The sequence below is a fragment of the Saccharothrix sp. NPDC042600 genome, from assembly GCF_040647305.1.
GTDB classification, from domain to species: Bacteria; Actinomycetota; Actinomycetes; order Mycobacteriales; family Pseudonocardiaceae; genus Actinosynnema; species Actinosynnema mutabilis.
This window is the reverse complement of sequence record NZ_JBEZBW010000039.1, coordinates 43,771-69,388: the sequence shown is the minus strand read 5'-3', so window position 1 is coordinate 69,388 and position 25,618 is coordinate 43,771. Positions and strand designations below refer to the sequence as shown.

33 protein-coding genes are annotated in these 25,618 nt (G+C 68.0%); 8 read left to right on the top strand and 25 right to left on the bottom strand.

The window, feature by feature from the left end:
• Positions 1-351: 351 nt before the first annotated feature.
• Together AB0A74_RS23070 and AB0A74_RS23065 are read right to left on the bottom strand one after the other, a co-directional pair.
• Positions 352-606, bottom strand: a complete 255-nt coding sequence (locus AB0A74_RS23070; protein WP_015104912.1) for a WhiB family transcriptional regulator — start codon at positions 604-606, stop codon at positions 352-354.
• A 243-nt stretch (positions 607-849) separates the two neighbouring features.
• Positions 850-1,815, bottom strand: a complete 966-nt coding sequence (locus AB0A74_RS23065) for a diacylglycerol kinase family protein (protein WP_358252359.1) — start codon at positions 1,813-1,815, stop codon at positions 850-852.
• 256 nt (positions 1,816-2,071) lie between these two features.
• Between AB0A74_RS23065 and AB0A74_RS23060 the strand changes: the two genes are divergently transcribed.
• From AB0A74_RS23060 to AB0A74_RS23050, 3 genes are all read left to right on the top strand, one after another.
• Positions 2,072-2,470 carry a hypothetical protein gene (locus AB0A74_RS23060; protein ID WP_358252357.1) on the top strand — a complete coding sequence of 133 codons (399 nt, stop codon included), beginning with the start codon at positions 2,072-2,074 and terminating at the stop codon, positions 2,468-2,470.
• A 136-nt stretch (positions 2,471-2,606) separates the two neighbouring features.
• A complete protein-coding gene (locus AB0A74_RS23055; RefSeq protein WP_358252355.1) occupies positions 2,607-3,353 on the top strand; it encodes a trypsin-like serine protease in 747 nt (248 codons plus the stop codon).
• Between the two features lie 199 nt (positions 3,354-3,552).
• Positions 3,553-4,347, top strand: a complete 795-nt coding sequence (locus tag AB0A74_RS23050) for an SAM-dependent methyltransferase (protein WP_358252353.1) — start codon at positions 3,553-3,555, stop codon at positions 4,345-4,347.
• A 138-nt stretch (positions 4,348-4,485) separates the two neighbouring features.
• Here the strand turns inward: AB0A74_RS23050 and AB0A74_RS23045 are convergent, their stop codons facing one another.
• Positions 4,486-4,926 (bottom strand): MarR family transcriptional regulator, encoded by a 441-nt coding sequence (locus AB0A74_RS23045; protein WP_358252351.1) that lies wholly within the window; start codon positions 4,924-4,926, stop codon positions 4,486-4,488.
• A gap of 617 nt (positions 4,927-5,543) precedes the next feature.
• Here AB0A74_RS23045 and AB0A74_RS23040 point away from each other — a divergent pair.
• Positions 5,544-6,032 (top strand): hypothetical protein, encoded by a 489-nt coding sequence (locus tag AB0A74_RS23040; RefSeq protein WP_358252350.1) that lies wholly within the window; start codon positions 5,544-5,546, stop codon positions 6,030-6,032.
• A gap of 4 nt (positions 6,033-6,036) precedes the next feature.
• Here the strand turns inward: AB0A74_RS23040 and AB0A74_RS23035 are convergent, their stop codons facing one another.
• The 3 genes from AB0A74_RS23035 to AB0A74_RS23025 all read right to left on the bottom strand — a co-directional run bounded on the left by AB0A74_RS23035 (position 6,037) and on the right by AB0A74_RS23025 (position 7,636).
• A complete protein-coding gene (locus AB0A74_RS23035; RefSeq protein WP_358252348.1) occupies positions 6,037-6,402 on the bottom strand; it encodes a DUF5684 domain-containing protein in 366 nt (121 codons plus the stop codon).
• 150 nt (positions 6,403-6,552) lie between these two features.
• The gene (locus tag AB0A74_RS23030) at positions 6,553-7,041 is read right to left on the bottom strand and encodes a GNAT family N-acetyltransferase (RefSeq protein WP_358252347.1); all 489 of its coding nucleotides are present in this window, start codon (positions 7,039-7,041) and stop codon (positions 6,553-6,555) included.
• On the bottom strand, positions 7,034-7,636 hold the full coding sequence (locus tag AB0A74_RS23025) for a histidine phosphatase family protein (protein ID WP_358252345.1): 603 nt from the start codon (positions 7,634-7,636) through the stop codon (positions 7,034-7,036). Before AB0A74_RS23025 ends, AB0A74_RS23030 begins: the two co-directional genes overlap by 8 nt.
• Positions 7,637-8,286: 650 nt before the next feature.
• Between AB0A74_RS23025 and AB0A74_RS23020 the strand changes: the two genes are divergently transcribed.
• Positions 8,287-8,430, top strand: a complete 144-nt coding sequence (locus AB0A74_RS23020) for a hypothetical protein (RefSeq protein WP_358252344.1) — start codon at positions 8,287-8,289, stop codon at positions 8,428-8,430.
• A gap of 41 nt (positions 8,431-8,471) precedes the next feature.
• On the opposite strand, the gene AB0A74_RS23015 is transcribed toward AB0A74_RS23020, so the two are convergent.
• The 16 genes from AB0A74_RS23015 to AB0A74_RS22940 form a co-directional block, all read right to left on the bottom strand.
• Positions 8,472-9,197, bottom strand: coding sequence for a lasso peptide biosynthesis B2 protein (locus AB0A74_RS23015; RefSeq protein ID WP_358252343.1), 726 nt, complete (start codon positions 9,195-9,197; stop codon positions 8,472-8,474).
• Positions 9,194-10,798, bottom strand: coding sequence for an asparagine synthase-related protein (locus tag AB0A74_RS23010; RefSeq protein ID WP_358252341.1), 1,605 nt, complete (start codon positions 10,796-10,798; stop codon positions 9,194-9,196). The genes AB0A74_RS23015 and AB0A74_RS23010 overlap by 4 nt, the downstream gene beginning before the upstream one ends.
• 184 nt (positions 10,799-10,982) lie before the next feature.
• On the bottom strand, positions 10,983-11,174 hold the full coding sequence (locus tag AB0A74_RS23005) for a hypothetical protein (protein ID WP_358252340.1): 192 nt from the start codon (positions 11,172-11,174) through the stop codon (positions 10,983-10,985).
• Between the two features lie 266 nt (positions 11,175-11,440).
• On the bottom strand, positions 11,441-12,631 hold the full coding sequence (locus AB0A74_RS23000) for an ROK family protein (RefSeq protein ID WP_358252338.1): 1,191 nt from the start codon (positions 12,629-12,631) through the stop codon (positions 11,441-11,443).
• A 317-nt stretch (positions 12,632-12,948) separates the two neighbouring features.
• Positions 12,949-14,187 carry a tyrosine-type recombinase/integrase gene (locus AB0A74_RS22995; protein WP_358252337.1) on the bottom strand — a complete coding sequence of 413 codons (1,239 nt, stop codon included), beginning with the start codon at positions 14,185-14,187 and terminating at the stop codon, positions 12,949-12,951.
• Between the two features lie 23 nt (positions 14,188-14,210).
• On the bottom strand, positions 14,211-14,390 hold the full coding sequence (locus tag AB0A74_RS22990; protein ID WP_358252335.1) for a helix-turn-helix domain-containing protein: 180 nt from the start codon (positions 14,388-14,390) through the stop codon (positions 14,211-14,213).
• Positions 14,387-15,733 carry a replication initiator gene (locus tag AB0A74_RS22985; protein ID WP_358252333.1) on the bottom strand — a complete coding sequence of 449 codons (1,347 nt, stop codon included), beginning with the start codon at positions 15,731-15,733 and terminating at the stop codon, positions 14,387-14,389. The genes AB0A74_RS22990 and AB0A74_RS22985 overlap by 4 nt, the downstream gene beginning before the upstream one ends.
• Positions 15,734-15,832: 99 nt before the next feature.
• Positions 15,833-16,651, bottom strand: coding sequence for a hypothetical protein (locus AB0A74_RS22980; protein ID WP_358252331.1), 819 nt, complete (start codon positions 16,649-16,651; stop codon positions 15,833-15,835).
• Between the two features lie 99 nt (positions 16,652-16,750).
• Entirely contained in the window at positions 16,751-16,933 is a 183-nt protein-coding gene (locus tag AB0A74_RS22975) for a hypothetical protein (RefSeq protein ID WP_358252329.1), read from the bottom strand.
• Complete coding sequence (locus AB0A74_RS22970) at positions 16,933-17,283, bottom strand: WhiB family transcriptional regulator (protein ID WP_358252327.1); 351 nt, start codon at positions 17,281-17,283, stop codon at positions 16,933-16,935. Before AB0A74_RS22970 ends, AB0A74_RS22975 begins: the two co-directional genes overlap by 1 nt.
• Entirely contained in the window at positions 17,280-17,711 is a 432-nt protein-coding gene (locus AB0A74_RS22965; protein WP_358252325.1) for a hypothetical protein, read from the bottom strand. Before AB0A74_RS22965 ends, AB0A74_RS22970 begins: the two co-directional genes overlap by 4 nt.
• Positions 17,712-17,789: 78 nt before the next feature.
• Complete coding sequence (locus AB0A74_RS22960; RefSeq protein ID WP_358252323.1) at positions 17,790-19,172, bottom strand: FtsK/SpoIIIE domain-containing protein; 1,383 nt, start codon at positions 19,170-19,172, stop codon at positions 17,790-17,792.
• Between the two features lie 84 nt (positions 19,173-19,256).
• Positions 19,257-19,475, bottom strand: a complete 219-nt coding sequence (locus tag AB0A74_RS22955; protein ID WP_358252321.1) for a hypothetical protein — start codon at positions 19,473-19,475, stop codon at positions 19,257-19,259.
• Positions 19,475-19,672 (bottom strand): hypothetical protein, encoded by a 198-nt coding sequence (locus AB0A74_RS22950; protein ID WP_358252319.1) that lies wholly within the window; start codon positions 19,670-19,672, stop codon positions 19,475-19,477. The genes AB0A74_RS22955 and AB0A74_RS22950 overlap by 1 nt, the downstream gene beginning before the upstream one ends.
• A gap of 62 nt (positions 19,673-19,734) precedes the next feature.
• A complete protein-coding gene (locus AB0A74_RS22945) occupies positions 19,735-19,926 on the bottom strand; it encodes a hypothetical protein (RefSeq protein WP_358252317.1) in 192 nt (63 codons plus the stop codon).
• Between the two features lie 196 nt (positions 19,927-20,122).
• Complete coding sequence (locus AB0A74_RS22940; protein WP_358252315.1) at positions 20,123-20,515, bottom strand: hypothetical protein; 393 nt, start codon at positions 20,513-20,515, stop codon at positions 20,123-20,125.
• 118 nt (positions 20,516-20,633) lie between these two features.
• Here AB0A74_RS22940 and AB0A74_RS22935 point away from each other — a divergent pair, with 118 nt between their 5' ends.
• Together AB0A74_RS22935 and AB0A74_RS22930 are read left to right on the top strand one after the other, a co-directional pair.
• Positions 20,634-21,002, top strand: a complete 369-nt coding sequence (locus tag AB0A74_RS22935; protein ID WP_358252314.1) for a GntR family transcriptional regulator — start codon at positions 20,634-20,636, stop codon at positions 21,000-21,002.
• Positions 21,003-21,198: 196 nt separating this feature from the next.
• Entirely contained in the window at positions 21,199-22,614 is a 1,416-nt protein-coding gene (locus AB0A74_RS22930) for a hypothetical protein (RefSeq protein ID WP_358252313.1), read from the top strand.
• A 1-nt stretch (position 22,615) separates the two neighbouring features.
• On the opposite strand, the gene AB0A74_RS22925 is transcribed toward AB0A74_RS22930, so the two are convergent.
• The 3 genes from AB0A74_RS22925 to AB0A74_RS22915 form a co-directional block, all read right to left on the bottom strand.
• On the bottom strand, positions 22,616-23,521 hold the full coding sequence (locus tag AB0A74_RS22925; RefSeq protein WP_358252312.1) for an aminoglycoside phosphotransferase family protein: 906 nt from the start codon (positions 23,519-23,521) through the stop codon (positions 22,616-22,618).
• Positions 23,522-23,702: 181 nt separating this feature from the next.
• Positions 23,703-23,984 carry an AMED_5909 family protein gene (locus AB0A74_RS22920; RefSeq protein ID WP_358252311.1) on the bottom strand — a complete coding sequence of 94 codons (282 nt, stop codon included), beginning with the start codon at positions 23,982-23,984 and terminating at the stop codon, positions 23,703-23,705.
• The gene (locus AB0A74_RS22915; protein WP_358252310.1) at positions 23,932-24,600 is read right to left on the bottom strand and encodes a hypothetical protein; all 669 of its coding nucleotides are present in this window, start codon (positions 24,598-24,600) and stop codon (positions 23,932-23,934) included. Before AB0A74_RS22915 ends, AB0A74_RS22920 begins: the two co-directional genes overlap by 53 nt.
• A 514-nt stretch (positions 24,601-25,114) precedes the next feature.
• Here AB0A74_RS22915 and AB0A74_RS22910 point away from each other — a divergent pair.
• Positions 25,115-25,615: an NUDIX hydrolase gene (locus AB0A74_RS22910; RefSeq protein ID WP_358252309.1), complete on the top strand. Its 501-nt coding sequence runs from the start codon at positions 25,115-25,117 to the stop codon at positions 25,613-25,615.
• The last annotated feature ends 3 nt before the right edge of the window (positions 25,616-25,618 follow it).

The following is a 25,618-nucleotide window of genomic DNA, read 5'->3' as shown; positions in this document are numbered from 1 at the left end:
CCGCAACCGGAAAAGCTGGTTGCGGAGAAGACCAAAGCGCGGTTGGGCTGCGCCCAGGCCGTACGGGGAACGAACCGAGGCCCTTCCTGTGGCTGATAGCCCTTCAGGCGCCTTCGGCGCGTGGCCGAGTGCGGTGTGCGGTGGAGGCGCTTCACTCCGTTGGTCGCTCTTCGTTGGTGTGTACCCGGCCGGGGAGGCTGTAAGGGCGGCGTTAGACTTGGGGTGTGCACACGTGACGACCTACCTCAGCGGAGTCACGTGGTCATGCGGGAGGGTGTGCAACACAACGAAAGAGCCCGACACCTGGCACGGTGTCGGGCTCTTTCGCTTGGCTGCTTGCGCGCTGGGCGCTCAGGCGTTGCTGCGGGCCCGGGTCCGGGCGTTGCGGCGCTTGAGGGCGCGGCGCTCGTCTTCGCTCATCCCGCCCCACACGCCGGCGTCCTGGCCGCTCTCCAACGCCCACGCGAGGCAGTCGGAGACGACAGGGCAACGGCGGCAGACGGTCTTCGCCTCGGCGATCTGCAGGAGCGCAGGACCGCTGTTCCCCACGGGGAAGAACAGCTCGGGGTCCTCGTCGCGGCAGATCGCGCGGTGGCGCCAGTCCATTGGAACTACTCCTCAGCTAGGCGCGCGCGTCAAGGCGCGCCGGTCGTCAGCGGTCGGTTTTTGGGGTGCTTGTGAATGCTTTCACGAACGGCCCGGATGTCAAGGGGTTAGCACTGACCCGGTGAGTGAACTCACCCGAAAGATCGACTGAGTTCATCCAGGCTTTCACTCTGCGGTGTCTCCGCAGGCCACGACATCGCGGATGGGTAGCGGCCCGGTTACACCACGGTCACACAGCAGTGGTCACACGGCAACCGTCAGCGCCTTCGGCACCGACGTGAACTCCACCTCGGTGCACAGCCCGAGCAGGTCCCCGTCCACCTGGAGGTTGACCGGGACCCGGCTCGTCACCCGGACGTACTCAACGTCGTCCCGGCGCAGCAGGTTCCCGCCTTTGGGGTTCCCATCCGTCGCCAGAAGATGCGTCACATATCGCGCGATCGTCGGCAGACCCATGCCGTGCAGCGCGAACACGCCCAGACCGCCGTCGAACGACGTGCTCGGGTTGAGCCGGATCGCCTTGTCGCCCAGGTAGGTCCACGGGTCGGTGTTGGACACGAACGCCAGGCGCACGTCCTCCACCGGCGGCTCGTCCGGGATGCGGACGGTCAGGTTCGCCGGGCGTCGGCGCTGGGAGACGTAGCTGGCGAACGCGGCGCGGACGTAGAGGGCGGGCGAGGCCTCGCGGCCCTTCGCGCGTTGCGCCTCGACCGCGGCGACGACGTCGGCGTCCCAGCCGACGCCGGCGTTGAACGTGAACCAGCGGTCGTGGGGGTCGTCCTGGCCGGACAGGGCGGAGGAGACGTGGCCCAGGCCGACCTTGCGGCTGGTGCCGTGCTCGATGGCCTGCAACAGGCGGTAGGTCGCCTCGACGGGGTCGCGCGGCAGGCCCAGGGCGCCCGCGAAGACGTTGGCCGACCCGCCCGGGACCACGCCCAGCATGGGCAGGCCCGGTCGCACGGCGGCGTTCTGCACGCCGTCGCGCAGCAGGCCGTTGACGACCTCGTTGACGGTGCCGTCGCCGCCGTGCGCCACGACCAGGTCGTACGCGTCCAGCACGGCCTGCGCCGCGGCGTCCGCCGCGTGCCCGCGGTAGGTCGTCTCGACGATGTCGAGCTTCACATCGCTGGCCAGCGCGTGCGCCAGCACGTCCCGGCCGGCAGGCGTGGTCGCCGTCGCCTGCGGGTTGACCACCAGTAGTGCGCGCACTAGAGCAGAGTAGGACAGCGCGTGACCTGGGACAGATCGCGCGTCACCCGGTAGGAGTGTTTTGAGCGCACGAAAGTGGCCGACATCTCCTTTCCGCGATCCTCCTGCGGCTGCCCACCGACAAGTGCACCCCGGCCCGACCGCCGGCTTGCCGAAAGAGCTGCGTCGATCTTCGCTCGCGCGGCGGCGGAACGGGACTCGCCAACCGGGTGGCCTACGATGCGTGACGAGTACGCACGGTGAGGAAAGGCCCAGCGTGACGAAGGAAGAGCAGGTCCCGCGCCAGGTGCGCGGCGCAGGCGTGCTGACCGCGCTCCAGGGCCTCGCCGCGGTCGTCTTCGCGGTGGCGCTGGTGGTCCGGGCGTTCGGCGCGGAGGACACCGGGAACGTGCTCGGTGAAGCCGCGTACTTCGCGGTGCTGGGCGTGGCGGTGCTGGCCGTCGGCATCGGGCTGGTGCTGGGCAGGCACTGGGCGCGGACGCCGTCGATCGTGGTGCAGCTGCTCCTCCTGGGCGTCGCCTGGTACATGTACGGGCCGTCGAAGCAACAGCTCTGGGGCGCGCTGCTCGGGCTGTACGTGGTGGTGGCGCTCGTGCTGCTGTTCACCAACCCGGTGCGGCGGTGGGCGCTCGGCCTCGACGAGGACGAGGCCTAGGGGCGGTGGGGCCGTTCGGCCCCAGACCATCGGCTGGGCGTTGGCCAACGAACGGCGGGTGTTCCCAGTCACTCGAACGAGTGACGCTGTGCGTGGTGATATCACCACTCCCTGCGTTCGTTGAGGTGACGAATCCATGCGACTGAACCGCGCCCTGTCCGCGGTGGTCGGAGCGGCTGCCGCGCTGCTCTCGGCCCTCGCCCTGACGACCCTGGCCCCCGCCGCACAGGCCCAGGAGTCCGACGTCCAGCCGTACATCATCGGCGGTGGCTACGCCAACAACGCCCCCTGGGCGGCCCGGCTGTTCCGCAACGGCCAGCAGAACTGCTCCGCCACGATCATCGCCCCGCAGTGGGTCCTGACCGCCCAGCACTGCGTGGCCAGCTCCGGCACGTACAGCTTCCGCATCGGCAGCCTGGACCAGACCACCGGCGGCACCATGGCCACCGCCACCCGGATCATCCAGCACCCCTCCGCCGACCTCGCCCTCGCGCAGCTCGACCGGTCGGTCTCCGCGACCTACGCCCCGCTGGGCACCACCACGGCGGTCCAGGTCGGCCAGACCGTCCAGCTCTACGGCTGGGGCGCGACCTGCACCAACCAGCCCGAGATCAACTGCCAGTCCCGCTACCTGAAGTACGCCAACACCCGCGTCACCTCGGTCAACGGCCGTGACTACCGCGGCGGCGTCGCGATCTCGGTGACCCGCATCGACGGCATCGCCGCGGGCGGCGACTCCGGCGGCCCGATGTTCGCCACCAGCCCGGTCGACGGCCGGTACTACCAGGTCGGCGTCGCCTCCACGAGCGACCGCTCCACCCGCTCGAACTACACCGCCGTCACCCGCTACCGCGACTGGATCCGCTCCTACGCCGGCGTGTGACGAAACGGCTCTCCGGCCGAGGGGGTTGACCCCCTTCCCCTGCATCGCCCCCTCGGCCGGGGCACCACCGGGTTTGGATTTCGAGCGGTTCACCAGTCACAATCACCCTGCGTGTTCACGTTTGGCGGATGGACACGAACGGAGTAGCCGGATACGGTTCGGCGGGCGCGCTCCGGCAGCAGGCAGGGTGAGGTGTGCGGTGCAGAACCCCCCGAGGAGGGTGTCGGCGAGTGACGCCGAGCGCCCCAACGTGGCCAGGCTGTACGACTACTACCTCGGCGGCGCGCACAACTTCGCGGTCGATCGCGAGTTCGCCGAGCAGTCCATGCGCGTGATCCCCACCGCCGAGATGGTCCAGCACACCCGCGCGTTCCTCCGCCGCGCCGTCCGCGTGTGCGTGTCCGCCGGCATCCGCCAGTTCCTCGACCTCGGCTCGGGCATCCCGACCGCCGGGAACGTCCACGAGGTAGCCCAGCAGGTCGATCCGACGTGCCGCGTGGTCTACGTGGACAACGAGCCCGTGACCGCCGCCCACGGCCGCACGATGCTGCGCGACAACCCGAACGTGGCCATGGTCGAGGCCGACCTGCGCGACCCCGACGCGGTGCTCGGTTCCCCCGAGGCCAGGGCGTTGCTGGACCTGTCCGAGCCGGTGGCCGTGCTGATGGTCGCGATCCTGCCGTACGTCACCGACGAGGAGCGCCCCGCCGACCTGGTCGCCCGCTACCGCGCCGTGATGGCCCCGGGCAGCTACCTGGTGGTCAGCCACCTGACCGCCGACGTGCAGCCGGAGATGGTGGAGAAGCTGGTCGCGGTGGCGGCCGAGACGATGACCCCGATCATGGCCCGGTCCAAGGCGGAGATCGAACCGTTCCTGGAGGGCTTCGACCTGCTCGAACCGGGCCTGGTGCTGGCGACGCGCTGGCGCGAGGACGGCCCGGCGGCGAGCGGCGCCGAGACCGTGAGCTACGGGGCGGTCGGCGTCCTGCGCTGAGCCACCCTTCGGCCCCTCCCGACCCGACGACGCGGGTCCTGCCCCCATCTGCACAACCTTCAGTCGCTGGAGAACGTGCTGGTCCTGCCGGGCGGCACGTGGTTGATGTTCCCAACGGTGGTGGGGTGGGCCTGGCGGTCACCGTCGCGAAGGTCGGACGGGAGCAGCGCTCAGCCGCCGCGTCTGGTCTTTGAGGACGTCGATGGTGCGGGCGACCCAGTCGCCGATGACCTGCTGCTGCTCGGGGGTGTAGCGGTCGGCGAGCTGGGCCATGGCGGCGCTCAGCTCCTTGAAGGCGTCACCGAAGCTGCCCGGCAACGCCTGCACGACCACCCGCCGCCGGTCCTGCGGATCCGGGTCACGCCGAGCGAGCCCGGCATCTTCGAGCCGGTCGACGACCCCGGTGACCGCGCCCGGGGTGAGGTTGATCAGCTTCGCCAGGTCGCCGGCGGTCATGGGCCCGTGCTTGGCGAGGAGCGCGTGGGCGCGCTGGTCGACGGCGGACACACCGAGTCGCGCGCCGACGGCTTCGTGGAAGGCCACAACGGCGGTGCTCAACTCACGACCCATGTCCCTCATACCCGTCACTTTACCCTGCGGAACATTTCAGTACACTGAACTAAAATTTTCAGGAGGCTGAAGTGACGACGAAACGCCCAGCGTCCCCCGCCACCGCCCGCGATCCGCACCCGACAACGCGACTGGACTCCGACGCCGGCCCCATCGCCGTGCCCGAGCCCGGTCCCGGTGCCGCGACCAGCCCCGCAATGGGTGCCTTTGCCGACCACGCGACCGGACCTATGGGTGTGTCCCGGGTCAAGCGCGCGACCGAAGCCAGAGGTGCAGCAGCGGCTGCGGGGACCGGAGCCGGGGCGGGGTTGGAGTCCGCCCGTGCCTCTACGCCTGCCGTCGCTTCCGATGCCGGAGCGGCGAACCCCGGTGCCGGAGTCGGCACGCGAGCGGGAGTCGCGGGCCGATCGGCATCTGGAGGTGGGGTCGAAGCCGGAGCCGGCGAGGTGGGCGGCGGCATGTCTGAAGCTGGGCGCGAGGCTGAAGTCGGCGGCGTGACCGCAGCCGGTGCCGCCGCATCTCCGTCCGCACCCGCCGCCACGCCCGCCTCCGCCCCCACCCCAAGCTCCGCCCCCACCCCCACCCGCGCATCCGTGGTCGGTGGTCGGTCTCGGCTCGTTGCCGAGTTGCGGCTCGCGTGGGAGGTGCCGGTCTGGGTGTGGCGGTTCTACCTGCGGCATCTGCCGTTGGTGGTGGGGTTGTCGTTGGTCGGCTCGGTGCAGCGGCTCGTCGTCGTCAACGGTTGGCTGCCCGCCGGCCTCGCCACCGCGTCGGAAGTCCTCGTCGCGGTCTCGCGCGTGGTGCTGGTGGTGGCGGTCGCCTGGCTCGGGTTGCGTGGCGCGCGGCTCGGTTGGGGGCGGTTCTCGCGGTTCGCCTCGGCGCACTGGCCCAGCCTCGTCGGGCAGGGCGTGCTGCTGTCGGTGGCGTTCCTGCTGTTCGACGTGGTGCTGGAGACCGTGGTGGGCGGGCTGCTCGCTCCCGAGGCCCGCCAGGGCTACCTGGCCGTCCTGCTCTTCCTCAAGAACCCGACCGTCATCGCGTTGACGTTCATCTGGTGGGTCGGCCTGGTGCGCCAGACCTCCCGCGGGTCGGGGGTGCGGGAGGTCCGGCGCTGACGGGTCAGGCCGCCGCGGGGCCCTGGTAGCGGGCGCTGCCGAAGCCCAGGACCGGGTAGCCGATGAAGCCGAACAGCCACAGGCCGAAGAAGCCGAACGCGCCGCTCTTGCCGAACGACTTGGCGACGTCCAGCGACACGATGATGGACACGATCAGGTTCACCAGCGGGATGATCATCAGGATCAGCCACCAGCCCGGGCGGCCCGCGACCTTCAGCAGCACGTAGATGTTGTAGATCGGGATGATCGCCGCCCAGCCGGGCTGACCGGCCTTGGCGAACACCTTCCACATCGCCGCGATGATGAACACCGCGATCGCGATGCTGATGATGATCGGGATGATGCCCACGGAGGCGTCGGTCTGGTTCACGGTCGAACTTCCTTCCGGACGACCGCGGGCAGGGCGACACTCGCCCACATCGGGGTTCCGCGGTCGGTCCCGGCGCGGGACGATGTCAACTGCGCGTCAAGCCCGTACGGGAAACCGATCGGTGTTCGCCGTTTCGTGAGCCTTCTGAGATCAGCCGTCCACTTTTCCCAGGTCCGTGAGGGCCTGGTCGGTCAGGCGGTAGACGGTCCACTCGTCCATCGGGATCGCGCCCAGCGACTTGTAGAAGCCGATGGCGGGGGCGTTCCAGTCCAGGACGGACCACTCCAGGCGCTGGTACCCGTTGGCGACGCACTCCTGCGCCAGCGCCTGGAGCAACGCCTTGCCGAGGCCGCCGCCGCGCTGTCCCGGCTGGACGTAGAGGTCCTCCAGGTAGATGCCGTGCGTGCCGCGCCAGGTGGAGAAGTTCAGGAACCACAACGCCATCCCGACGACGCGGCCGTCCACTTCGGCCACGTGCCCGAACAGGGCGGGGTTGTCCCCGAACAGGGCCGTGTGGAGCTGCTCGGTGGTCAGGCGGCACTCGTGGCGGGCGCGTTCGTACTCGGCCAGCTCCTCGGCGAGCCCGACCATGGCGGGCACGTCCTCGGGGCGGGCGCGGCGGATGCGGGCGTCAGTCACCCTCGACCTCCCAGGCGGGCACGTTGAGGCGGCGGACCTGCGGGTCGCCGCGTTCGTCACCCAGCACGGTCAGGCCGGCCGGGTCGAGTCCGAAGTGGACGCCTTCGCTGGGCGGCAGGTTCAGCCAGGTGGCGATCAGGACGCGGCTGAAGTGCCCGTGCCCGATCAGCACGACGTCCCCGCCGGGCAGCGCCCGCTTGGCGCGCTCCAGCACGCCGATGGCGCGCTTGTGGACGTCACCGTGGCTCTCGCCGCCGGGCATGGGGTGCGTCCAGACCGTCCAGCCCGGGACGGTCTCCCGGATCTGCGGCGTGGTGAGCCCCTCGTAGTCGCCGTAGTCCCACTCGGCGAGCTCCTCGGTGCGCCCGGCGTCGAGCCCGGCCAGCTCCGCCGTCCGCCAGGCCCGCTCCCGCGGACTGGACAACACGAGCGCCGGCGGCAGATCGGTCCTGCGCAACCGCGCCAACACCGCCCCGGCCCGCCGCGCCTGCTGCTCGCCTTCGGCGGTGAGGGGAACGTCGGTACGCCCGGTGTGCCGCCCACTCTCGGACCATTCGGTCTGACCGTGGCGCAACAGGTACACGTGGGAACTCACCCGTCCGATCGTAGTGTCGGGCGGCTGATCGGGTCGGTCGCGAGCTCGTCGCCGTGACGAACGACTCTTGGCGGAGAGCGGAGCCATCGCCGCTCGACTCGTCGTCCGGTTCGGGTCGGCGGGTGGTTGTCAGGGCATGACCGCCGGCGGTGAGTCGTCGGTCGTCTGTGGTGCGCGTGGCGCAGCGGCGCGCTGGGGCACTGGGCTGATCGAGTGAACTTGGCGGGCTTCGGGTGGGTGCTTTCAGGGGTGCGGCGCGGGCAGTTGTGATGGAAACGGCGCGTTCGGGTCTGGATGGCTGTTCAATTCGGCGTTTCTGGTGCCCGGCAGGCCGCATCTAGGGGCCGTGTGCGTGAGTTGCCGCGATGTGAAGTTCTGCGCACGCCTGTCCAGCCCTCGGAGGGCGACGGCGGGTGAGGGTGAGCGGAGCACGGCTCGGCTTCCTCGCCGCTGGTCGTTCGAAATGGCGCTGTGAGAGAACTCGGGCGACCCGCCGTGTTCAACCTGAAAAGCGCTCAGGGTGAAATTCGCGAGACAGCGGCACCGGTTTGGAGAACCGCTGCAGCGGGGCGGCGCGCAACTAGTGCGAAGGCATTTGCAATCCCGTCGCATCGTCTGCACAGTGGTTTTTCACCGCCGAGGAGGAACCGATGAAGCTGAAGGTCGAGTTCACCGCTCACTGCTCCACCCCCGACATGCTGCGCGCTGTGCGCGGCGTGGTGCTCGTGCTCGTCGTGGTGCTGGTCGTGCTGGTCACGGGCGAGGCGCTGCCGATCGGGCAGTGGGTGCGCTAGCGGAGAGGAGGTGTCCGGGTTCCCCCGGGCACCTCCGGTCGTCACATTTCGAACACCTTGATGAATTCAGTCGCGGCTCGTTCGCCGGGCACGTCCACCATCACTCCGGCGATTTCCGGCCACGCGTGGAATTCCACCGGGTCTTCGGCGACTCCGATGACCCACCGGATTCGCCGGCGTGTCAACGCGGCGGAGACGACCACGGCGAGGGACCGTTCCAGGCATGCGACGCGGCCGATGTGCCGGTCCGCCGCCGCGCACACGGCCTCGACCGCGGCCACGGCCTCGTCCACGGTCGCCGGCCGGGCGCACCTCCGCACGAGCCCGCCGACCAGGCGGACGGTCAGCCAGAACGGCAGGCGCAACAGGACCAGCGCGACCACCACACCGAGCCGAGCGCGCCAGCCGGGGCGACCGCCTGCCGGCTGGACCGACACCAGGCCCGAGGGTCGCCCCGCGATCGACCGCGCAGGCGGCGCCTTCCGCGGGAGACCGGTGATGACGAGGCCGCGGTCGAGCAGGTCCGCAGCCACTCGACGGGCGTCCTCTTCGTACACGGCCGCTGTCGCTCGGGAGTAGCGGCGCGCCGTCGTGCGGATGGCGCGGCCGACATCCCCCGCCCGTCTCAGTTCACGCCAGAGCGTGGCGGCTGCCGGGTTGAGCACGTGCCACCGCCCCGACCTGCCGTCGAGGACGAAGGTCGTCCCGGTGGCCCCGGAGGCCCAGTAGAGGTGATCGGGAACCCCTGTTGCGGCCGACCGCGTCACGACGTCGCTCCGAGCCACACCTCGTAGGCCAAGAGGCGGTTGAGCGCGGGGAACGGAGTGCCCGCTCCAGCGGCGGCGTCCTCGACGGAGTCGACGACCGATCGCGGTTCGACCACACCGAGGTCGGCGAGCCGCGACGACCTCAGCAGCCTCTTCAGCTCCGGGGCTGCGGCGCGCACTCCGCGGTAATCCTCGGCGATGTAGTTCCCCTTGCCACGCCGCAGGAACACCGTCTCCGGCACCCGGCCACGCAGGGCGTTGCGCAGCAAGGGCTTGAACTCCGCACCCACCGCGCGCCGGTGCGCGGGCAACATGGTGCACGCCCGGATGACATCGTTGTCCAGGAAGGGTGCGTGCGGCCAGACGCCGTAGGGCCGGGCGATCTCGCTCAACCGGTGTTGCACAGCGCCGGACCGTTCCAGGTCGTGCCGGGCGGTGTAATCGGCCACTCCTCCGCCGGACGCGTCGGCGCGCCGCGCCCCGTGCTCGTGGACGGCGTCGGCGAGCAGGGAGCGCGCGCCGGCAGTGAGCCAGCGTGTTTCCGGCCCCGGACCCGGCCACCAGGAGATCGCGTCGACCCAGGTCGGCTGGCGGGCTTCACCGCGGCGGAGCCGCCGGGCCAGGTCGTGCAACGCGCGCCGCCGGGACGTGGCCGACAGTCGCACCGCCCGACGTACGACCCGGGCGGGCGAGTCGTTGCGCAGCCTGGCCCACGACCGGCTGTCCGCGAGGAGGCGTCCGACCTGGCCGGTTCGCGCGAGGTCGCCGAGGTAGGAGGGCGGCGCGACGACGAGTGCGTCCGCGCCCTCACCGCCGAGGTGGACCGTCGCGCCGGTGGACGCGACGTGGCGCAACCGCAGGTGGTTGCGTGAGCGCACCGCGGCGGCGAAGTCGGGCAGTTCGTCCAAGGGGTGGGAATCGATGTCGCGATAGGCGAGCGTGTCGGCGGTGCCACGCACGACCTGGAGGTCAAGTCCGTGGCCGAGCGCGGCGTTGCGCCGCGCGTGGACGAGATCGTCGGCCGGCGCGTCCGGGTGGTGGTAGGTGAACACGGTGAGCGGCTCGGCGCGGTGGCGGGCAGCCAGGAACGCCACGGAGGTCGAGTCGAAGCCGCCGCTGAAGTCCGCGCTGACGGTCGCTCCCGACGACATGCGAGCGGCAACCGCGGCGTCGAGCGCGTCCCGCAGGGCTGCGGCGCAATCCTCGGTGGTGAAGGACTCGTCCGGTTCGCGCCTCGCATATGACCACAGGGTGACCTCACCGGTCCGGGACACGCGCAGAGCCTGTCCGCCCTCGACCTTGCGCAAGCCGGTGATCGGCGTGAGGTTACGGGTCAGGGTGGGGACAGCGGCACAGAACACGTCGGCGGTCACCACCACGGGGTCCGGCCTCCGTGCGAGTCGGGCGGTCTCGACCACTTGCCGCGGACTCGTGCCGAACACGACGGGGGTGCCGGCGTAGTAGAGGGGATGTTGACCGGCCAGGTCGACGAACGCGATCACCTCCCGATCGCGAACGAGGACCGCCAGGTAGCTGCCGGGCCAGGAGGCCACCAGTTCGGGCCGATCGTCGCGCACGGCGGTGGCCAGATCAGCACGCATCCGGGCATCGTCGACGAGGCAGGCGCCGACCACGGCCACATAACCCCCCGGGCACCGAGCCGACCGGTGTTCACCGGGCCGCCACCGGCCGCTGTCGCGCATGGTCACGCGCTCCACCTCGTCCCCCACCCCGGGGCACACGCCGAGCAGAGCGGGACGGGACTCGGAGGACGACATCGGGCGCCTACCAGTAGTACTGGGAATTCGCGTCCGCGTTGCCGCTGGACGAGCTGCCGAGCGTCACCTGGCGCAGCCGGCCGGGACTGCGCAGGACGGGCGGCTGGTAGTGCGGGTCGGTGGGAAGCGCGGAGGAACCCGCCCGGGCCCACCGGTCCCGGGTGATCGACCGCGCGCGCGTCAGCCGTGGGAAGTTCATGTCGTGTCGCCACCTTCGATTCGAAGCCCTGCGGGCTCCACGAGCCCGACTCGGCGAAGGACTTGATGAGGGCGGAAGCGTATCCCATCGAATTGCCGGCTCTCCAGCGACCGAATGCAGTCAGCGGTAATACGTCGAGTTGTCATCCGGTCGTGGATCGCTGGTGACTCGGTCGAGTGAAAGCGGTGCGCGGCGGTCAGCCTGCAAATCGATGACGGCTTTTCGCCGGATTGAAGTCCGGACGCCGTGTTCGACGGTCGCCGGTTTCACTTCGACGAACGCGAGCGCAACCCGAGGATCAACGCGCCCTGCGCCTCCGCGTACGGGCTGAGGGTGCTCGCGCGCAGTTCGAAGTCGGCGGACGGCGTCACCGCACCCGACAGGGCGAACCTGGTCAATTCCTGCCGGCACGGGTCGAGGACCATCGAGCGGGCCTCGGCCAACTCGCCGCCGACCACGATGCGGTGCGGGTTGATCAGGTTGCACAGCTGCGCGAGTGCGAAGCCGAGCGACCGGCCGGCGTCGTTGAGCACCCTGGTGCACACCGCGTCGCCGTTGCGGGCCCTGAGCACCAGTTCGGCGAGGGTGGTCGGCGCGTCCCTGGTCGTGCCGCGCTGCGATTGCTTCACCCGCGCCAGCAGCGACTCGGCACCCACCAGTGTGTCCAGGCAGCCGCGCCCGCCGCACAGGCACATCTCGCCGGCCGGCTCGACGGTCAGGTGCCCGATCTCGCCCGCCATGCCGCGCTGACCCCGGACGAGGTTCGAACCGACGACGATTCCGATGCCGACTCCCGTGGAGGCTTTCACGTAGACCACGTGCTCCACGGCGTCGTCCGAGGTGTAGGTCTGCTCGGCCAGCGCACCGAGGTTCGCGTCGTTGTCCATGACGACCCGCACGCCGAGTTCGGCGGAGAGGTCGGCGGCCGGGTCGTCGTCCGTCTCCCACGGCGGCAGCACCGGGGTGGTGAGCCGACCTGTCCGCGGGTCCACCATGCGGGGCACCGCCAGACCGGTGGACACGAGGTCCGCCATGCCCTGTCCGGTCTCGTCGACCGCATCGCGGGTGAGCCGCAGCACCTCCGGGAGCAGTCGGCGCAGGCCCACGTTCGCGCCGGGGCCCTCCCTGCGGGCCGCGACGCGGTCGTGCGGCTGGTCGACTGGCCGGGCGACCACCGAGACGTGGTTGAAGCCGATGTCGATGCCCACGGCGACACCACGCATCGGCTTCAACCGGACCCTGCCCCTGGACCGTCCGCCGCTCGGGGCGTCGAGTTCGACGATTCCTTCTCTGGCGAGGTCCTGGATGGCGCCGGAAACCAGTGCCTGCGACACGCCGATGCGGCGCGAGAGCTGCGATTGGCGGTCGGACTTCACCATGATCTCGATGATGAGCCGCTTGCGCGTCGACTCGCGGCCTTGCGTGGGGACGTCCAGCAGTTCACGCGCTTCGCGCATCGGGGCGTCCTCTCCGCAAAAATGTCATCTCGAAAGTTCAGTCGATTCAGAATAGCATCGCCGTCTTCAATCTGAAGATGTGCGGAGTTCACCATTGCCCAGAATGTTGTATTCCAGGTCGGCGGAAATCTTTATCGGCTGTCGAGGTGTCGAACGGCGCTGCGCGGCGGAAGCGGCGGGTGCGTCGAGCGACAAAGAGAACGGCGCCGACCCGGAACCCCCGGTCGGCGCCGTTCGCCACGCTGAGCGGTCAGGCCGCGGCCTTCGTCTCCCAGAAGATCTTGTCGATCTGTCCACAAACCGGCACCTACCAGCGGTTATGGGTCCTGGGAGTCGATCTGGGCCGTCGTGGGGCCGTCTGGGCCGTCCTGCCGGGCGTAGAGATCGCCGATCACGTTCCGGGTGCTGTCCTCGCTGCCCTTCATCAGGTGGGTGTAGGTCCGGAGCGTGAAGGCCGGGTCGGAGTGCCCCAGCCACTCGGCGACCGTTTTGATCGACTCGCCCCGGTGGAGGAGCACCGAGGCGAAGAAGTGCCGGAGGTCGTGCATCCCGTTCTCGTACCGACCGTGCGGCATCCCGGCCGCCTTGAGCGCGTGCTTCCAGTAGTTCCGGTCAAAGTCGTTCGCCCGGATCGCCAGGCTCCGCACGGACGTGACGATCACGCGGGCGGTCACCAGCCGACCTCCCGGCACCGCCCACGGGAGCGTGATCTCCACCGGCGGGAACTCCTCCATGTGCCTGTCCACCGCCGCCAGGACGGGTTCGGGAAGCGGCACCTCCCGCACCTTGTCGTATTTCGGCAGGTCGAACACGAGTTGGTTCCGCACCGTCTTGACCTGCCGGCACACGTTCACCTGGAGGTTTTCCCGGTCGAGGTCTTCGACCGCCAGCGCGAAGCACTCACCCTGACGGAGCCCCAGGCCGGCTCCGAGGTCCGCGAGCACGCGGAACCGCTTCGGCAGTGCTCGCCGAACCGCCCAGACCTTGTCTTCCGGCCACGGCTTGACCTTGGTCTTCACCGGCTTCGGCATCTTGACCGACTTGCCGTTGCACGGGTTCTTGCCGATCAGCTCATCGTCCAATGCGGCGTTGAACACGGCTGCGAGGTTCTTGAACAGCGTGTGCCGGTACTGGTCGGAAAGCCCCAGCTTCCGCAGCGCACTGTCCCAGGACCGCACGTCTGAAGCCTTCACGGCTGCCACCGCCTGACCACCGACGTGCGGAAAGATGTGCTTGCGGAAGCGCATCTCCATGATCTCCCGCGACGACTCGTCTACGTCGAGGTCAGCCAGATACTTGGTGGCGAAGACCTCCACCGTGACGCCTTCTACCTCAGGGGGTTTGACCTTCGGGTCCACCCATGTGCCGAGCGAGAGGCTCGTCTCGGTGGCCCGAACCCAGTCCTGCGCCGCCTTGTACTCGCCATCCATGAAGCTCTCGGTGATCTCACCATCCGGCCCCATCACCCGCGCCCGGTACCGCTTGCCGACCCCATTCCGCGATGTCGGCACCTTGACGGTCTTGCCCGGACGCTTCGGGTCCGGGACCTTCTTCATCCACCGATCTTGGACGTGCCCCATCAGGCCACCTCCGCCGGCAGGGAGGCGATCCAGGCTTCAACATCGGCTTGGCGGTACCGGACGTGCTTGCCGATGCGCCGGCCGGGCGGACCGTACTTCCGCGTACGCCACTTGTAGATGGTCGCGACCGGCACGCCGAGGTAGGCGGCCAGCTCCTGAACTCCCCACAGCTTGGTCACGCCGCTACCTCCTCTATGTACTTGCGCTGGCGTTGTGCGCGTAGGCGTTCGGCCAGTGCCGCCGCCAGCTCGCGTTCGGCGTCGTTGCTGTAGCCGGAGCCGGCGAAAGCCCAGTCGTTGACCACGACCACGGAGTCCGCTTCCAGGCCGAGGCGTTCGAGGGTTTCGGCGGCGCGGAAGGCGCGGCGGTCTTCGCGGATGCGTTTGAAGGTGGTCGAGTAGTGCTTGGACTTGGTCAGGAAGTGCCCGCGGAACCCGAGCATGTGCGCCCACTTGCGCAGGTTCAGGTCTTCGTAAAAGCCCAGGTCACCGAGGTCCCACGCGGTCTGGATCATGCGGCGGTGGTGGTCGGACACCCGTAGGTGGTCGATGTCGAGCTGGGACCGGATGGGCCGGTCGGGGGTGTCGCGTGCCCCGGTGCCCTTGGTGGCGTACTTGGCGACGTAGGCGGCGAGGCGGGCGTCACTGACCGCGCCCGCCTGGTCCTCGACCTCACCGGCCGCAGCGGCGCGGATGGGCCGGACGTCCACCTGTTCGCCCCAGGTCAGGCCGAGCACGGTGCCGTCCGGGCGGTGGGTCTCGACCAGGACCGATCGGGCGGCGGCCCGTACGGCGTGCTCCACCAGGTCCACGGAGGCCCAGGCGGGTGCTGGGTCGTGGGAGCCTTCGGGGCCGTCGAGGCGGATGACGGCGTGGAAGTGGACCAGGCCGCGCCGCTGGTACTCGGCGACCTTGGCGTACGAGAGCCGCGCGTGGTCCTTGAACTCCCGCACCGTCAGGCCCGCGCCACGGGCCAGCGCACGCCGTAGGGCGATGGTGAACCGGTGCCACAGCTTCCCGGCGTGGGCTTGCCAGAGCACCGCGCCTTCGTAGTCGTAGCCGTCCGGGTTCACCGCGCCGCCGATGCGCGGGTCGTCGGGGTGGTGGAACGCGCCGCATCCGGTGCACGGCCGGGCCTTGCCGCTGTTCGTGGTGGGCCGGTTGTGGACCGAGCCGAAGGATGGGGCGGTCAGGGTCAGGAAGACCCGGGGCTTGTCCGCGACGGTCTCGGAGACGCCTTTGGTGCCGCCGGCCAGGCCTGCGCGCATGAGGTGGAAGGCGTCGGCGGCGTAGCGGTCGGAGCAGGCGGGGCAGACCGAGGCGCGGCGGTTGCCGCAGGGGACCATGACGTCTCCGCCGAGGTGGGCGAGGACTTTCGTGCTGTCGAGGTTGTGGAGCTGCCAGGCCCCGAACAGGCGGATGGGTTGGGCGCATCCGCCGATCGCGGTGACCTTGTCGCGCCAGTCCCGGTAGTCGGCCCGCTGGACCCTGTCCGAAATTCGATCATCGAGTGTGAGGACCACGTGGGCACCCCCTTCCGGTAGTGGTGGAGAACGACGAAGCAGGGCACGACCGGTGGTTCGTGGTCATGCCCCGCGAAGTTGAGCGGACGTTCGATGTCGTCAGTTGTGTGAAACCGCCGCGTGGCCGTTGGTGGCCTTGGAGGCATTCAGTTGCGCGGCCAGGAGCGCGGCGAAGGCGTCCGGAACGTTTACCTTTGCCTGGACATCGGCCGGTGTGACGGCCCGGCCCTCCCCGCGGACTTGGTCGGCCATTTCTGCGAGTTGCTGTTGTAGGTGCGCAGGCAACTTCAACGGGGTCCGGGGCGGGGTGGGCGCGACGGGAGAGGCCGCCGAGTGGCCCGCTGACGAGGTAGGACGCGTCTGGGTTGACGAGGCCACGGGGACCGCCAGCGGGCGCGGCTCAGCGTCACTGAGCGCCTGTTCTTTGGCCGTGTTGCAGCGGTGTTGGATCACCGGCATGACCTCCGCGATGAGGAACACGACCAGCGGCACCACGACGTGCAGGAACACCACGCCGTACTGCACCGAGCCGGACGGCGGGCGCAGCGATGACCACACGTTGGTGACCAGGGTCGCGCCGAGTAGGAGCCGCTTGAGCCACACGACCGGCGCGGCATCGACGGCCAGGCCCTGCGACAGCATCTCCGCTTCCCAGCGCAGCAGCGTCACGAGAATGCCCGCCAAGGCCGGCTCGACCAGCCACGCACCCCACCACAGGACAGCCGCCGGGGTGAGGTGACCGGCAAGGAACTCGTGGACGCCCGTGGTGGTGAAGCCCAGGCCGAGGGCGAGGAAGAACCACATGGAGCGGGTCACCGAGACGCGGAAGCGTTCCAGGCGGACCGCGTGCAGCAGCGGGTCCGAGGTCAGGCCGTGCAGTTGGTGGGACTCGGCGAGGCGAGCCCGCAGCCGCCGCACGGCCCGAGTCTCCCCTGACCCAGCGGTGCTCTCGGCGGTGGCGTCTTGTGTGTCGGACAAGGGAATTCACCTCCTCACGAGTGGCAATGCGGAGACGGACTAGTCACCGCGTACTACCCGCACGAGCAGCCAGCCAAGGACGCCCACAAGGGCCAGGAGCACGAGCACGCCGACCGGCCCACACACCAACCACATGGCCGCAAGCGCGGCGAGGGTGGCGAGCACGGCCAGGACCAGGCGGCCGAAGGTTCGGAGCTTGACGGGGATGACGAGCTGCAACATCAGGCGACCTCCGAGTCCGTGCCGTCCATCGGGGCGGGGTAGTGGTGGGTGCGGCGTTGGGAGCCGGACAGGCCACCGACTACGCCAGCCGGGCGGTAGCGACGCGAACGGGGGCCGGTGCTCTCCCAAGCGAGCTGGTCTTCCCGGCAGAGATCCCGCACGGGGCAGGCGGCGCAGATGGCGACCGCACTGTCCGTTGCTTTGGTGCCGGTGGCGAAGAACCGTTCGGTGTCCAGGCCCCGACAGGCCGCCTGTTTCCGCCAGGCAGGAGGCCGTCCGGTGTGGCCGAACAGCGCGAGCATCAGCGCCCGGTATCCGTAGATCGAGTGGTCCTCATCGGTGATGTTCACGCGGCCACCGACCCGGAAGTGACGGCGCGGCGGCGGGCGACGGCGCGACCGAGATGGACCAGGCGGGCGACCTCCTCAAAGGTGACCGGCTCGACCACCAGCGGGGCCAACCGGAACTCCCCGCCCAGCACCACCAGCCCGCCCGCGTCGCCCGCGGACCCATCCAGGTCCCGGACCGTGGCTGACGCGGTCAAGCCGAAGGACAACCCGGCTCGATTGCGCCCAGTCGCGGCCACCGTGAGCGTGCGATCCGGCCGTAGCGTCCAGGTGAGGATCACACCGTCCAGTCGCGTGGTCCACAGCAGCAGCGCGGCCAACCGGTCGGGCGCAGTGCCCGAGTTGAACTCGATGTGCACCGACCCCGACAAGGTCGAGATCAGCAACCGGTCCGGGCGCGGCAGGCCATGCGAGCGCATCAGCGACCGCACAGTTCGGATGATTCGGTCCAACGATCGGGAAGCGTTTGAAGGCATGGCAAACCCCTTAGGGAGAAGGACGAACAAGGACTAGGCGACGACGCGCAGCCCCGAGCCGGAGTCGGCGGGACCGGCTTTGACGAACGCCACCAGGGCGTCAACATCCGCGTCGGTGGTGTAGGCCGCGCGGACTCGGCGCGGCGTGCGGGAACGCGGGTCCACTCGGAAGCCGATACCGGCGGTGGAGCCGTCAGCGGCGATCTCGTCAGCGATCGCGCCCCGCTCGCGGGCACCCTCGCCCAGGACCATGTCCGGGTGCCGTTCGGAGGTGACCCGCAGGCACACGCGGTGCGGGATCAGGTCCCGGATGGGTAGGACGTCCTTGGACGGTTCCTGCACGTAGACGTCCAGCACGTCGTTGGTGGCGCGGCCCATGCTGGCGATGACCGAGCAGGCGTTGACGATCGCGTGCGCGTACTCGGAGTTGTAGGCCATCAGGAAGCCGACCTCATCGAGGATCAGCCAGTCCACCGGGTTCTCCCGCGACACCGGCATGGAGCGCTTCCCCTTGCGCTGCAACCGCTTCTGTTTGCGGGTCATGTTGTCCACGAATCGGTCGATCAGCTCCGAGCAGTCCTCCGGGTTGTCCGCGTAGCGGCCGTCCAGGATGGGCTTGAGCGCCACGAACTCGAACAGCTTCGGGTCACATACCCAGGGCCGGACCAGCCCGTCACGGATCATCGGGGCGACTGCCCGCAGCTTGGCCATGACCACGGAGTTCTTGCCCGACCCGGTCGCGCCGGCGGTCAGGTGGTGGGTGCTGATCAGCGGTTCACGCCACTCTCCGCCCAGTTCCGTCTCCCCCAGGCACAGCGAACGCAGGTTCACCGCGTCGGAGGACTCGGGCATCTCGGGGGCGGGGATGACCCGGTCGAACGGCTCGTCACGTTGGACGATCAGCACGACCTCACCGGGCTTGCCCTGCTCGACCGCGACCCGTTCGGCCTTGAGCGTCGCGGCCAGCTCCGGCAGTACGGCGGAGAACGCCCGCAGCGCCTGACCGGGCACCAGCCGCACCCGGACCGTGTCGATCGAGGGCGACCAGGACCGGACCCGCAGCACGCGGGGCACCAGGACTTCCCCGGTTTTGTGGTGGGTCTTGGTCAGCCCGCACGAGCCCATCAGGTTGGTCCAGCGCCGACCGGTGTACGCCCCGGCCCACCGCCGCCGCCAGGCCCGCAGGACCGGTGCGGCCCAGGCGTCGAAGGTGTCCGGGTGCCCCCGGTACCAAGCCGCCGTGCCCACCGCCAGGCCGCCCACGACACCGCCCGTCAGGTGCGGCCCGAACTCGACCAGCGCCGCCCCGACACCGCCGGGGCCGACCATCGCGCCGGGGTGGCGAACCAGCCACCGCACGGCGCGGAACTCCCACCCGGCCGAACGCCGGGACGTGCCCGAAGGCCGCTCAACCATTGCGAATCCTTTGGCTAGGCACGGCAACGGCCGACCACCAAAGCGAGGTGATCGGCCGTTGCCGTGAAGTGATCTACAGGCGCGCTACCTGCGCGGCCCCTTCCGCCGACGCCGCGCGGACGCTGGTTCGAGCTGCGATCGGGAGTAGGAGAGCTGCGTGCGCAGCACCGCCACCGATCGCACGAACGTGTTGTGATCGGCCTTGAAGCCCTCCCGCCGATACGGGATGTCCAACGTGGCCCGCTGGAGTTGCTTCATTGCCGTGTCCAGGCACTCCAAGGCCGTGATCAGTTGCTGTGACATCAGACCTTCCACTCCCTGGTCTTCAACTCCGTCTCGTACCGGATCGCCCGGTCCTTCAACGCGGTCAGGTTCTCCTGAACCTTCGCCAGCAACCGCTTCAGCTCCTCCGGCGGAGTGACCCGCCAGGACCCGGGCGGAGCCGGGTTCTCCCGCATCTTCGCGATCAACCTGTCCAGCGGCCCGAACTGCTCCGTCACAAAGTCGATCGAATTGACCAAGTTCGCGTACCGCTCCTCAGCTTTCTTGTTGCTTGCCACCGTCACCACCTCTCCGGAGAGAACAGGAACCGGAACAAGGACTGGCGCAACGCCACGAAATCGGCACCGCTGCCCGAAGCGTCCGGGAACCCGTGCCGCTCCAACACCGCCGCCACATCCACGATCAGCCCGAACGTGAACCGCTCATCCGTCCCACCCGGCGGCACCGCCACCGGGAACACCTGCTCAGCCATCACCACCTCCGATACGGGGACCACGGCGAACCCCAGAACCCGCGAAGGGCACTGGGGTCCACCGAAAACCCCGGCGCAGCAACGATCTGCGCCGGATTCAGGCATGGCTCTACCCACTGTGGAATTGACAAAGAACAAGCAGCCCAAGAAGAACGGCTTAGGAAGTCGCCTAGAAGGAACAGAGATCAGCGGCTCATCAGGCCGCGTTGCGCACCGGTCGCGCCACCGGCTTCAGCCCAGCCGCCTTGAACCACAGCCCCGCCGAGGCGATCTTGCGCGGGTCCACGCGGTCCGGGATCTCGTACGTGTTCACCACCGCGTTCACCAACTCCACGTACATGCCCTCCTCGAACCCCTCGCCGGGGTCGCCGGGCAGGTTCACGCGGATCTCCTCACCCTTGCCCGCCTTGCGCCCCTCCACGGGCACGGGCTTGGCGAAGAGAGTCACCACGTACTGCACCTCACCGGACACCCGGTCCACGACCGGCGTGACCGTGCCGTCCTCCGCCTCCCGCATCTTGGCGGCGGGTGCCTCCGTGATCATCAGCCGGTAGCCGTTGAGCATGACCGGCAGATCCTGCAAAGCCATGATGTTCCCTTCGTCGTTGATACGTACTAGTACAAGTACACCTCAAACGTACTAGTACGTCACTACTCCATTCGAGTGGTGCTCGCACGTGCTAGTACGAGGCGTCTAACCTGCGCACATGGATGTTGAGAGCACCCACAGCCACCCGTATCAGCAGGTGGCAGCCAAGATCGCTGCAAAGATCACCAGCGGCGCTCTGCGGCCAGGCGAACGGTTGCCACCCGTGCGGTCGCTTGCTGACCAATACGGGACGACCAACGCAACCATGCAGCGGTCCCTGGGCTTGCTCGCGGAGGAAGGCTGGGTCACCCGCATCCCAAACGTTGGTGTGTTCGTTCGGGATCCAGATGGACCAACGCCCCCGGCCACAACGGCCGACATCATGCAGGCCCTTGATGCTCTCGGTGCGGCCGTTGCCGATCTTCGCGAGCGAGTCGAACGACTCGAAGGCGGCGGCCCTGCTCCAGGCGATCAAGTGACTCGCTGATCATGAGCACCTCCTCCGTGATCGCGAGGAGCCGGCTGCGGATAATTTCCAGCTCACTTGGCGTTGTCGTCATGGGAACAGCAAACGCCAGGTCACGGGGTGTGTAACAGTGTGCTCATAGGGGTGCACAAGAACACGAGGGGGGTGCACGGGGTGTGCGTGATGGGGTGCGCACCCGCGTCGCCAGGGTGAAGACATGAGCGTGACGAAGCAGCCGAACCGGCTTCTAGCTGCGGTAATGCGTGAAGCAGGGGTGAGCAACAAGGGGCTTGCCGCACGGGTCCGGGACCTGGCGGCCCGTGACGGCGAGTCGATCGCGGCCGACCACGTGTCCGTGAAGCGGTGGTTGGACGGAACGAGCCCGAAGCCTGCGACGCAGCAGTACATAGCCCTAGCACTGGGCGCCAAGCTGGGGCGAGTCGTGAGACCCGAGGACATCGGATTCGACTCCGGTCTCCAGTCCGTGGGGGCTGACAGCACCGCGGACGCTTCTGTGTATCCGGAGTCCTCGACCGCAGCGCTTGACCAACTTGGCAAGCTCACGGCAGCCGATCTCGAAGACCAGCCGAGCTTGCTCACCGCCCAGTGGAACTCGTCTGCGACTTCCGAGACGATCACCGGCTACCTGTTCGGTGATGGGCTCCAAGTAGCCACAGCCGGTGACCCAGCGATGAGGTCCGGCGCGACCGCTGCCGCCGCTATCCGCTCGACCGCAGCTCACCTTATGGATCTTGACTTCAAGTTCGGCGGTGGTCACGTCCGGCGGATGCTGCTCTTCTACTTCAAGACGGAAATCTCCCCGCTACTTCGGCAGCAACATCCAACGCCGGTACGCCGGGAACTTTTCAGTGCAGCCGCCGACGTGGCTCAACTCTTGGGGTGGAGTGCATACGACGCGGGCCGACACGCAGCGGCTCAGCGGTACTTCATTCAAGGTTTGCGGCTGGCCAGAGAGGCCGAGAGTCCAGTCACGGGGGCACGACTGCTGTCGAACCTGAGTCACCAGGCGAACTTCCTTGGTCGCTACAGGGACGCGCTGCAATTTGCCCGAGCGGCGCAGTCTGCCGCGCGAGGAATCGCAACGCCTGCCGTGAACGCCATGTTTATCGCTATGGAAGCCCGAGCACTGGCAAGCGCCGGGGATTCACAGGAATTCGCCCGCGTACTGACGAATGCGGAAAAGGAGTTCGCCCGAGCAAGCTTCGGAAGCGAGCCAGAGTGGATCGGGTACTTTGACGCGGCCGAGTTGGCAGGAGAGGCGGCCCACGGGTTCAGAGATCTAGGCAGGCCGCTTGAGGTTCAGCAGTTCACGAAACTCGCCATGCCCGATGGTACGCCACCGCGCACTAGGGCGTTTATCGGAATGGTAAGCGCGGCGGGAGCGCTAACCAATGGTGACATTGACGAAGCTGTGGCACTTGCCGTGGACGCCATCGACGCGGCGGGCGCTCTGCAATCGAGTAGATACGTCCGATATCTGACCGACTTCTATCGGAGCTTGTCGTTGGCGCATCCTAATCACCGGTTGAGTGGCCAACTGGCGGAGCGAATCCTTGCTCACTATCCGCAGGTAACTCTAGGGACTGCTGTGGTGCTTTCTCGGGTTGCCTGACTCAAAAGGCCGTCCACATCCCGATGTTGTCGCGGTGCCGGAGCGTGCCCATGCGCAGCCCGTACTCGTTGGCGATCTTCGCTGACGTGTGGACATTCTGCATGATCCACGTCGTCATTTTAAGTTCATGCACGGCCCTCGCCACAGGGAAGCCGGACCAGTCAGTGACGTCGAAGCCATAGTTTTTTACGTACGTGGAGTATTGCTGTGGCGTCCACCATCCGGCAGTCGCGTATTCGGTGGCAGTCATAGCTAGATCCCATTCGGGCTGCCCCCATGCGAATCGCTCCAGGTCAATAATAATTACATGGCCGGCGTCGGAGACGAGAAGATTCTGAACGTGCGCGTCTCCGTGGACAGGTCCGGCCGGGAGGGCGTAGTTCAGCGCTTGAACTTCGCGCTCCAAGTCATCGCAAAGGTTGGTTAGGAATTTCTTGTCGTCGTCCGGAATAGGGGCGCGAGCCACTCGTTCTTTTGTCAGGTCGAGCATATTCTCGTGAGGTAGATCGAAGGTGGAAGGCGCATTGAGTGAGTGAAGGCGTGATAGAAGTTGTGCAAGTGAACCGATATCGCCGGGATTTCCATTTCGACCCTTGAAGTACTCCCAGAACGTTACGGGATGTGAATCGATGGCGCATGGCTGCCCCGCCCCTGAAGGAAGTTGAGCAACCTTTGCCACCGGAAAATCGACCTTCTCCAGCCATTCCGCAACATCAACTTCCGATCGAACTCGCTTTGGGTCGCTACCCGCGCGTGCTATTCGCGCAACAACGCCCTCACTTTCAAGGTGGAATATAGCGTTCTGGCCGAGTCGGAGCAGTCTTGCGTTGTCGGCGGTGAAGCCGACTTCGTGGCAAGCTTTTACGAGCACTTGCCGGGCACTGTCTTCGTCAAACGCTGGAGTCACGCCCCGCCGGTCCCTTCCACTCAGTCGCCGCTGTTCGGTCGTAGTTCTACTTGGTTAACCCGCTCCGACCGTCGCCACACGTACCACCGTGTCCAGTCGGCACGATGAGTCCACGTACCAGGTCGATCATCGCACCCGGCAACCTGGGAGCCTCCGTCGTACTGCGGTCCTGGTGGAAGGGCTAGCGCTTGCTGGTACCCGTCTTTTTGATCCGCTCCGCAAGGATCTCTTCGGCTTGCGCCCATCCAGCGGCCTCGTACTTGTGCATCGTGTCAACTTCGGACACTCGGCGGTACACCTGCGCTGCCTTGCGGTGGTAGCGCATCCATGCTTGAGGGTCAGCGTCAGGGCGTGGGGTCAATCTGGACACAGCGGTCCTCGCCGCGAAAAACGAGGTGGCCGCGAGCGCCTCAGCCCAGCGCGTCTCTGACCCCGTGCGCTCCGGACCTGACGCTCCGCTCACGGCCGATCACCTCCGCTTCCCACTCACCAGGTGCCGAGGTCAGGTAGACCTCCCGACCAAACGCCGTCATCCGGTACATCTGCGTGCCGCGCCGGGCTTTCCCGTCCCGCCCATCTGACCGCCGTGCTTCTAGGTGACCCGCCGCCATGAGATCCCGGCAGACGCTGCGCACCATCGATTCGCTTACGCGTGAGCGTTTCACCAAGTCAGCCACGGTCAGAACCTCCCGGTAAGGCTCCATCCGCAGCAGGGCGTGGACGACCTGTGCGAAGACCGGCAACGAGTAAGCGGAAACGGTGTCGCCAGCGGGTCCACGACCAGCTCTGGCCCGCCGCAGTTGGGAGTCGGTCACCACGACCGACGACCGCGAGGTCGGGTTCAGCCGTTCAGGCAGTCGATAGGCCCAGTTCTCTCGACGGCTAAGCGGGTCGCGGCCGATCTGACGCCGATGCAGCCAGCCCACGCTGGCCAAGTTCTTCACGGCCGACTCCACATCGGAGATGTCCAACCCGGACGCCTCCACCAGCTCGCCGACGCGCCACCAGTTTTTGGGTTGCAGCCGGATGGTGCACAACACTGCGGCGTCCGCGGCCGACTCCCGCACACGGAGGCTCATTCCGGCAGCCTCGCGGCACCGGGCTCACCCAAGTGATCAGTGTGGTCGGTCGTAGGCCAACGGGTAGGGGAATCTGTGAGGAAGGACGACAAGCGGGGTTTGCTCAGCGCGTGTCGTCCCTTGCTCGAATCCAACGCGGCGGCCAGTTGCACGCTCGTTCCGCTCAGCTCCACGAGGAACTGAGCGAGTACAGCCGCACCGTCCTCGCTCGCTGGCGGTCCGATGACGACGACGTGATCGTTCGAGAACACGAGCCGGAGGGCCTGGTGTTCGGACCCTGGCCATCCAATGACCTCGACGCGCGCACCTTCTGATGGTGTGAACAGCACCTGTACGTGGGTCACCACGCACCCCCTACGAAGCGGACCGGACAGTCTCCACCTTGTGAGTGTCGGCCCCGCCCCACCTGCGAAAACACAGCCTGGCGTGCACAATTTGATGTTGGTCGGGGGCTGATCTCTGCCTCTGAAGCAGAGATCCGGTCAAGGGTGGTGTGGGAGTAGCCTCAGAGGCTGTGGACCTCCTGCCCTACGACGAGTACGCGGCCTCTCTCAACCGCAAGCGAACGAGCGCTGGCGTCCTGTTCCGGGACGAGGAAGGCCGGGTGCTACTGCTCGAAACGACCTACAAGAAGTCGTGGGAGATCCCAGGCGGGGCTGTTGACGCCGGAGAGGCCCCCTGGCGCACTGCCATCCGCGAAGTCCAGGAGGAGATCGGCGGATATCGCAAGCTAGGGCGACTGCTGGTGATTGATCATATTCCCACCGACGGCCCCATGCCGGAGGGCTTGGCGTTCGTTTTCGACGGCGGGCTCATAAGCGACGTGGAGGTTGGCGAGATCGAACTCAATGATCCCGAGATCCGGTCGGTGGGCCTTTTTCATATGAATCGAGTATCCGAACTGGCGGCACCTCTGCTAGCGCGAAGGATCAAATCTGCCTTAGCGGCCGTTAGGTCGGGTGAAGTTCTATTCTGCGAGTCGGGTGCACCGGTGTCGGACGAACTGCCCTGCTAGGGT

Bases quoted from the DNA above. Each gene is read 5' to 3' on its own strand.
- AB0A74_RS23070 (WP_015104912.1), bottom strand. From the start codon at position 606: ATGGACTGGCGCCACCGCGCGATCTGCCGCGACGAGGACCCCGAGCTG.
- AB0A74_RS23055 (WP_358252355.1), top strand. From the start codon at position 2,607: ATGCGACTGAACCGCGCCCTGTCCGCGGTGGTCGGAGCGGCTGCCGCG.
- AB0A74_RS23045 (WP_358252351.1), bottom strand. From the start codon at position 4,926: ATGAGGGACATGGGTCGTGAGTTGAGCACCGCCGTTGTGGCCTTCCAC.
- AB0A74_RS23020 (WP_358252344.1), top strand. From the start codon at position 8,287: ATGAAGCTGAAGGTCGAGTTCACCGCTCACTGCTCCACCCCCGACATG.
- AB0A74_RS23010 (WP_358252341.1), bottom strand. From the start codon at position 10,798: ATGCGTGCTGATCTGGCCACCGCCGTGCGCGACGATCGGCCCGAACTG.
- AB0A74_RS23005 (WP_358252340.1), bottom strand. From the start codon at position 11,174: ATGAACTTCCCACGGCTGACGCGCGCGCGGTCGATCACCCGGGACCGG.
- AB0A74_RS23000 (WP_358252338.1), bottom strand. From the start codon at position 12,631: ATGCGCGAAGCGCGTGAACTGCTGGACGTCCCCACGCAAGGCCGCGAG.
- AB0A74_RS22995 (WP_358252337.1), bottom strand. From the start codon at position 14,187: ATGAAGAAGGTCCCGGACCCGAAGCGTCCGGGCAAGACCGTCAAGGTG.
- AB0A74_RS22975 (WP_358252329.1), bottom strand. From the start codon at position 16,933: ATGTTGCAGCTCGTCATCCCCGTCAAGCTCCGAACCTTCGGCCGCCTG.
- AB0A74_RS22960 (WP_358252323.1), bottom strand. From the start codon at position 19,172: ATGGTTGAGCGGCCTTCGGGCACGTCCCGGCGTTCGGCCGGGTGGGAG.
- AB0A74_RS22955 (WP_358252321.1), bottom strand. From the start codon at position 19,475: ATGTCACAGCAACTGATCACGGCCTTGGAGTGCCTGGACACGGCAATG.
- AB0A74_RS22945 (WP_358252317.1), bottom strand. From the start codon at position 19,926: ATGGCTGAGCAGGTGTTCCCGGTGGCGGTGCCGCCGGGTGGGACGGAT.
- AB0A74_RS22940 (WP_358252315.1), bottom strand. From the start codon at position 20,515: ATGGCTTTGCAGGATCTGCCGGTCATGCTCAACGGCTACCGGCTGATG.
- AB0A74_RS22935 (WP_358252314.1), top strand. From the start codon at position 20,634: ATGGATGTTGAGAGCACCCACAGCCACCCGTATCAGCAGGTGGCAGCC.
- AB0A74_RS22930 (WP_358252313.1), top strand. From the start codon at position 21,199: ATGAGCGTGACGAAGCAGCCGAACCGGCTTCTAGCTGCGGTAATGCGT.
- AB0A74_RS22915 (WP_358252310.1), bottom strand. From the start codon at position 24,600: ATGAGCCTCCGTGTGCGGGAGTCGGCCGCGGACGCCGCAGTGTTGTGC.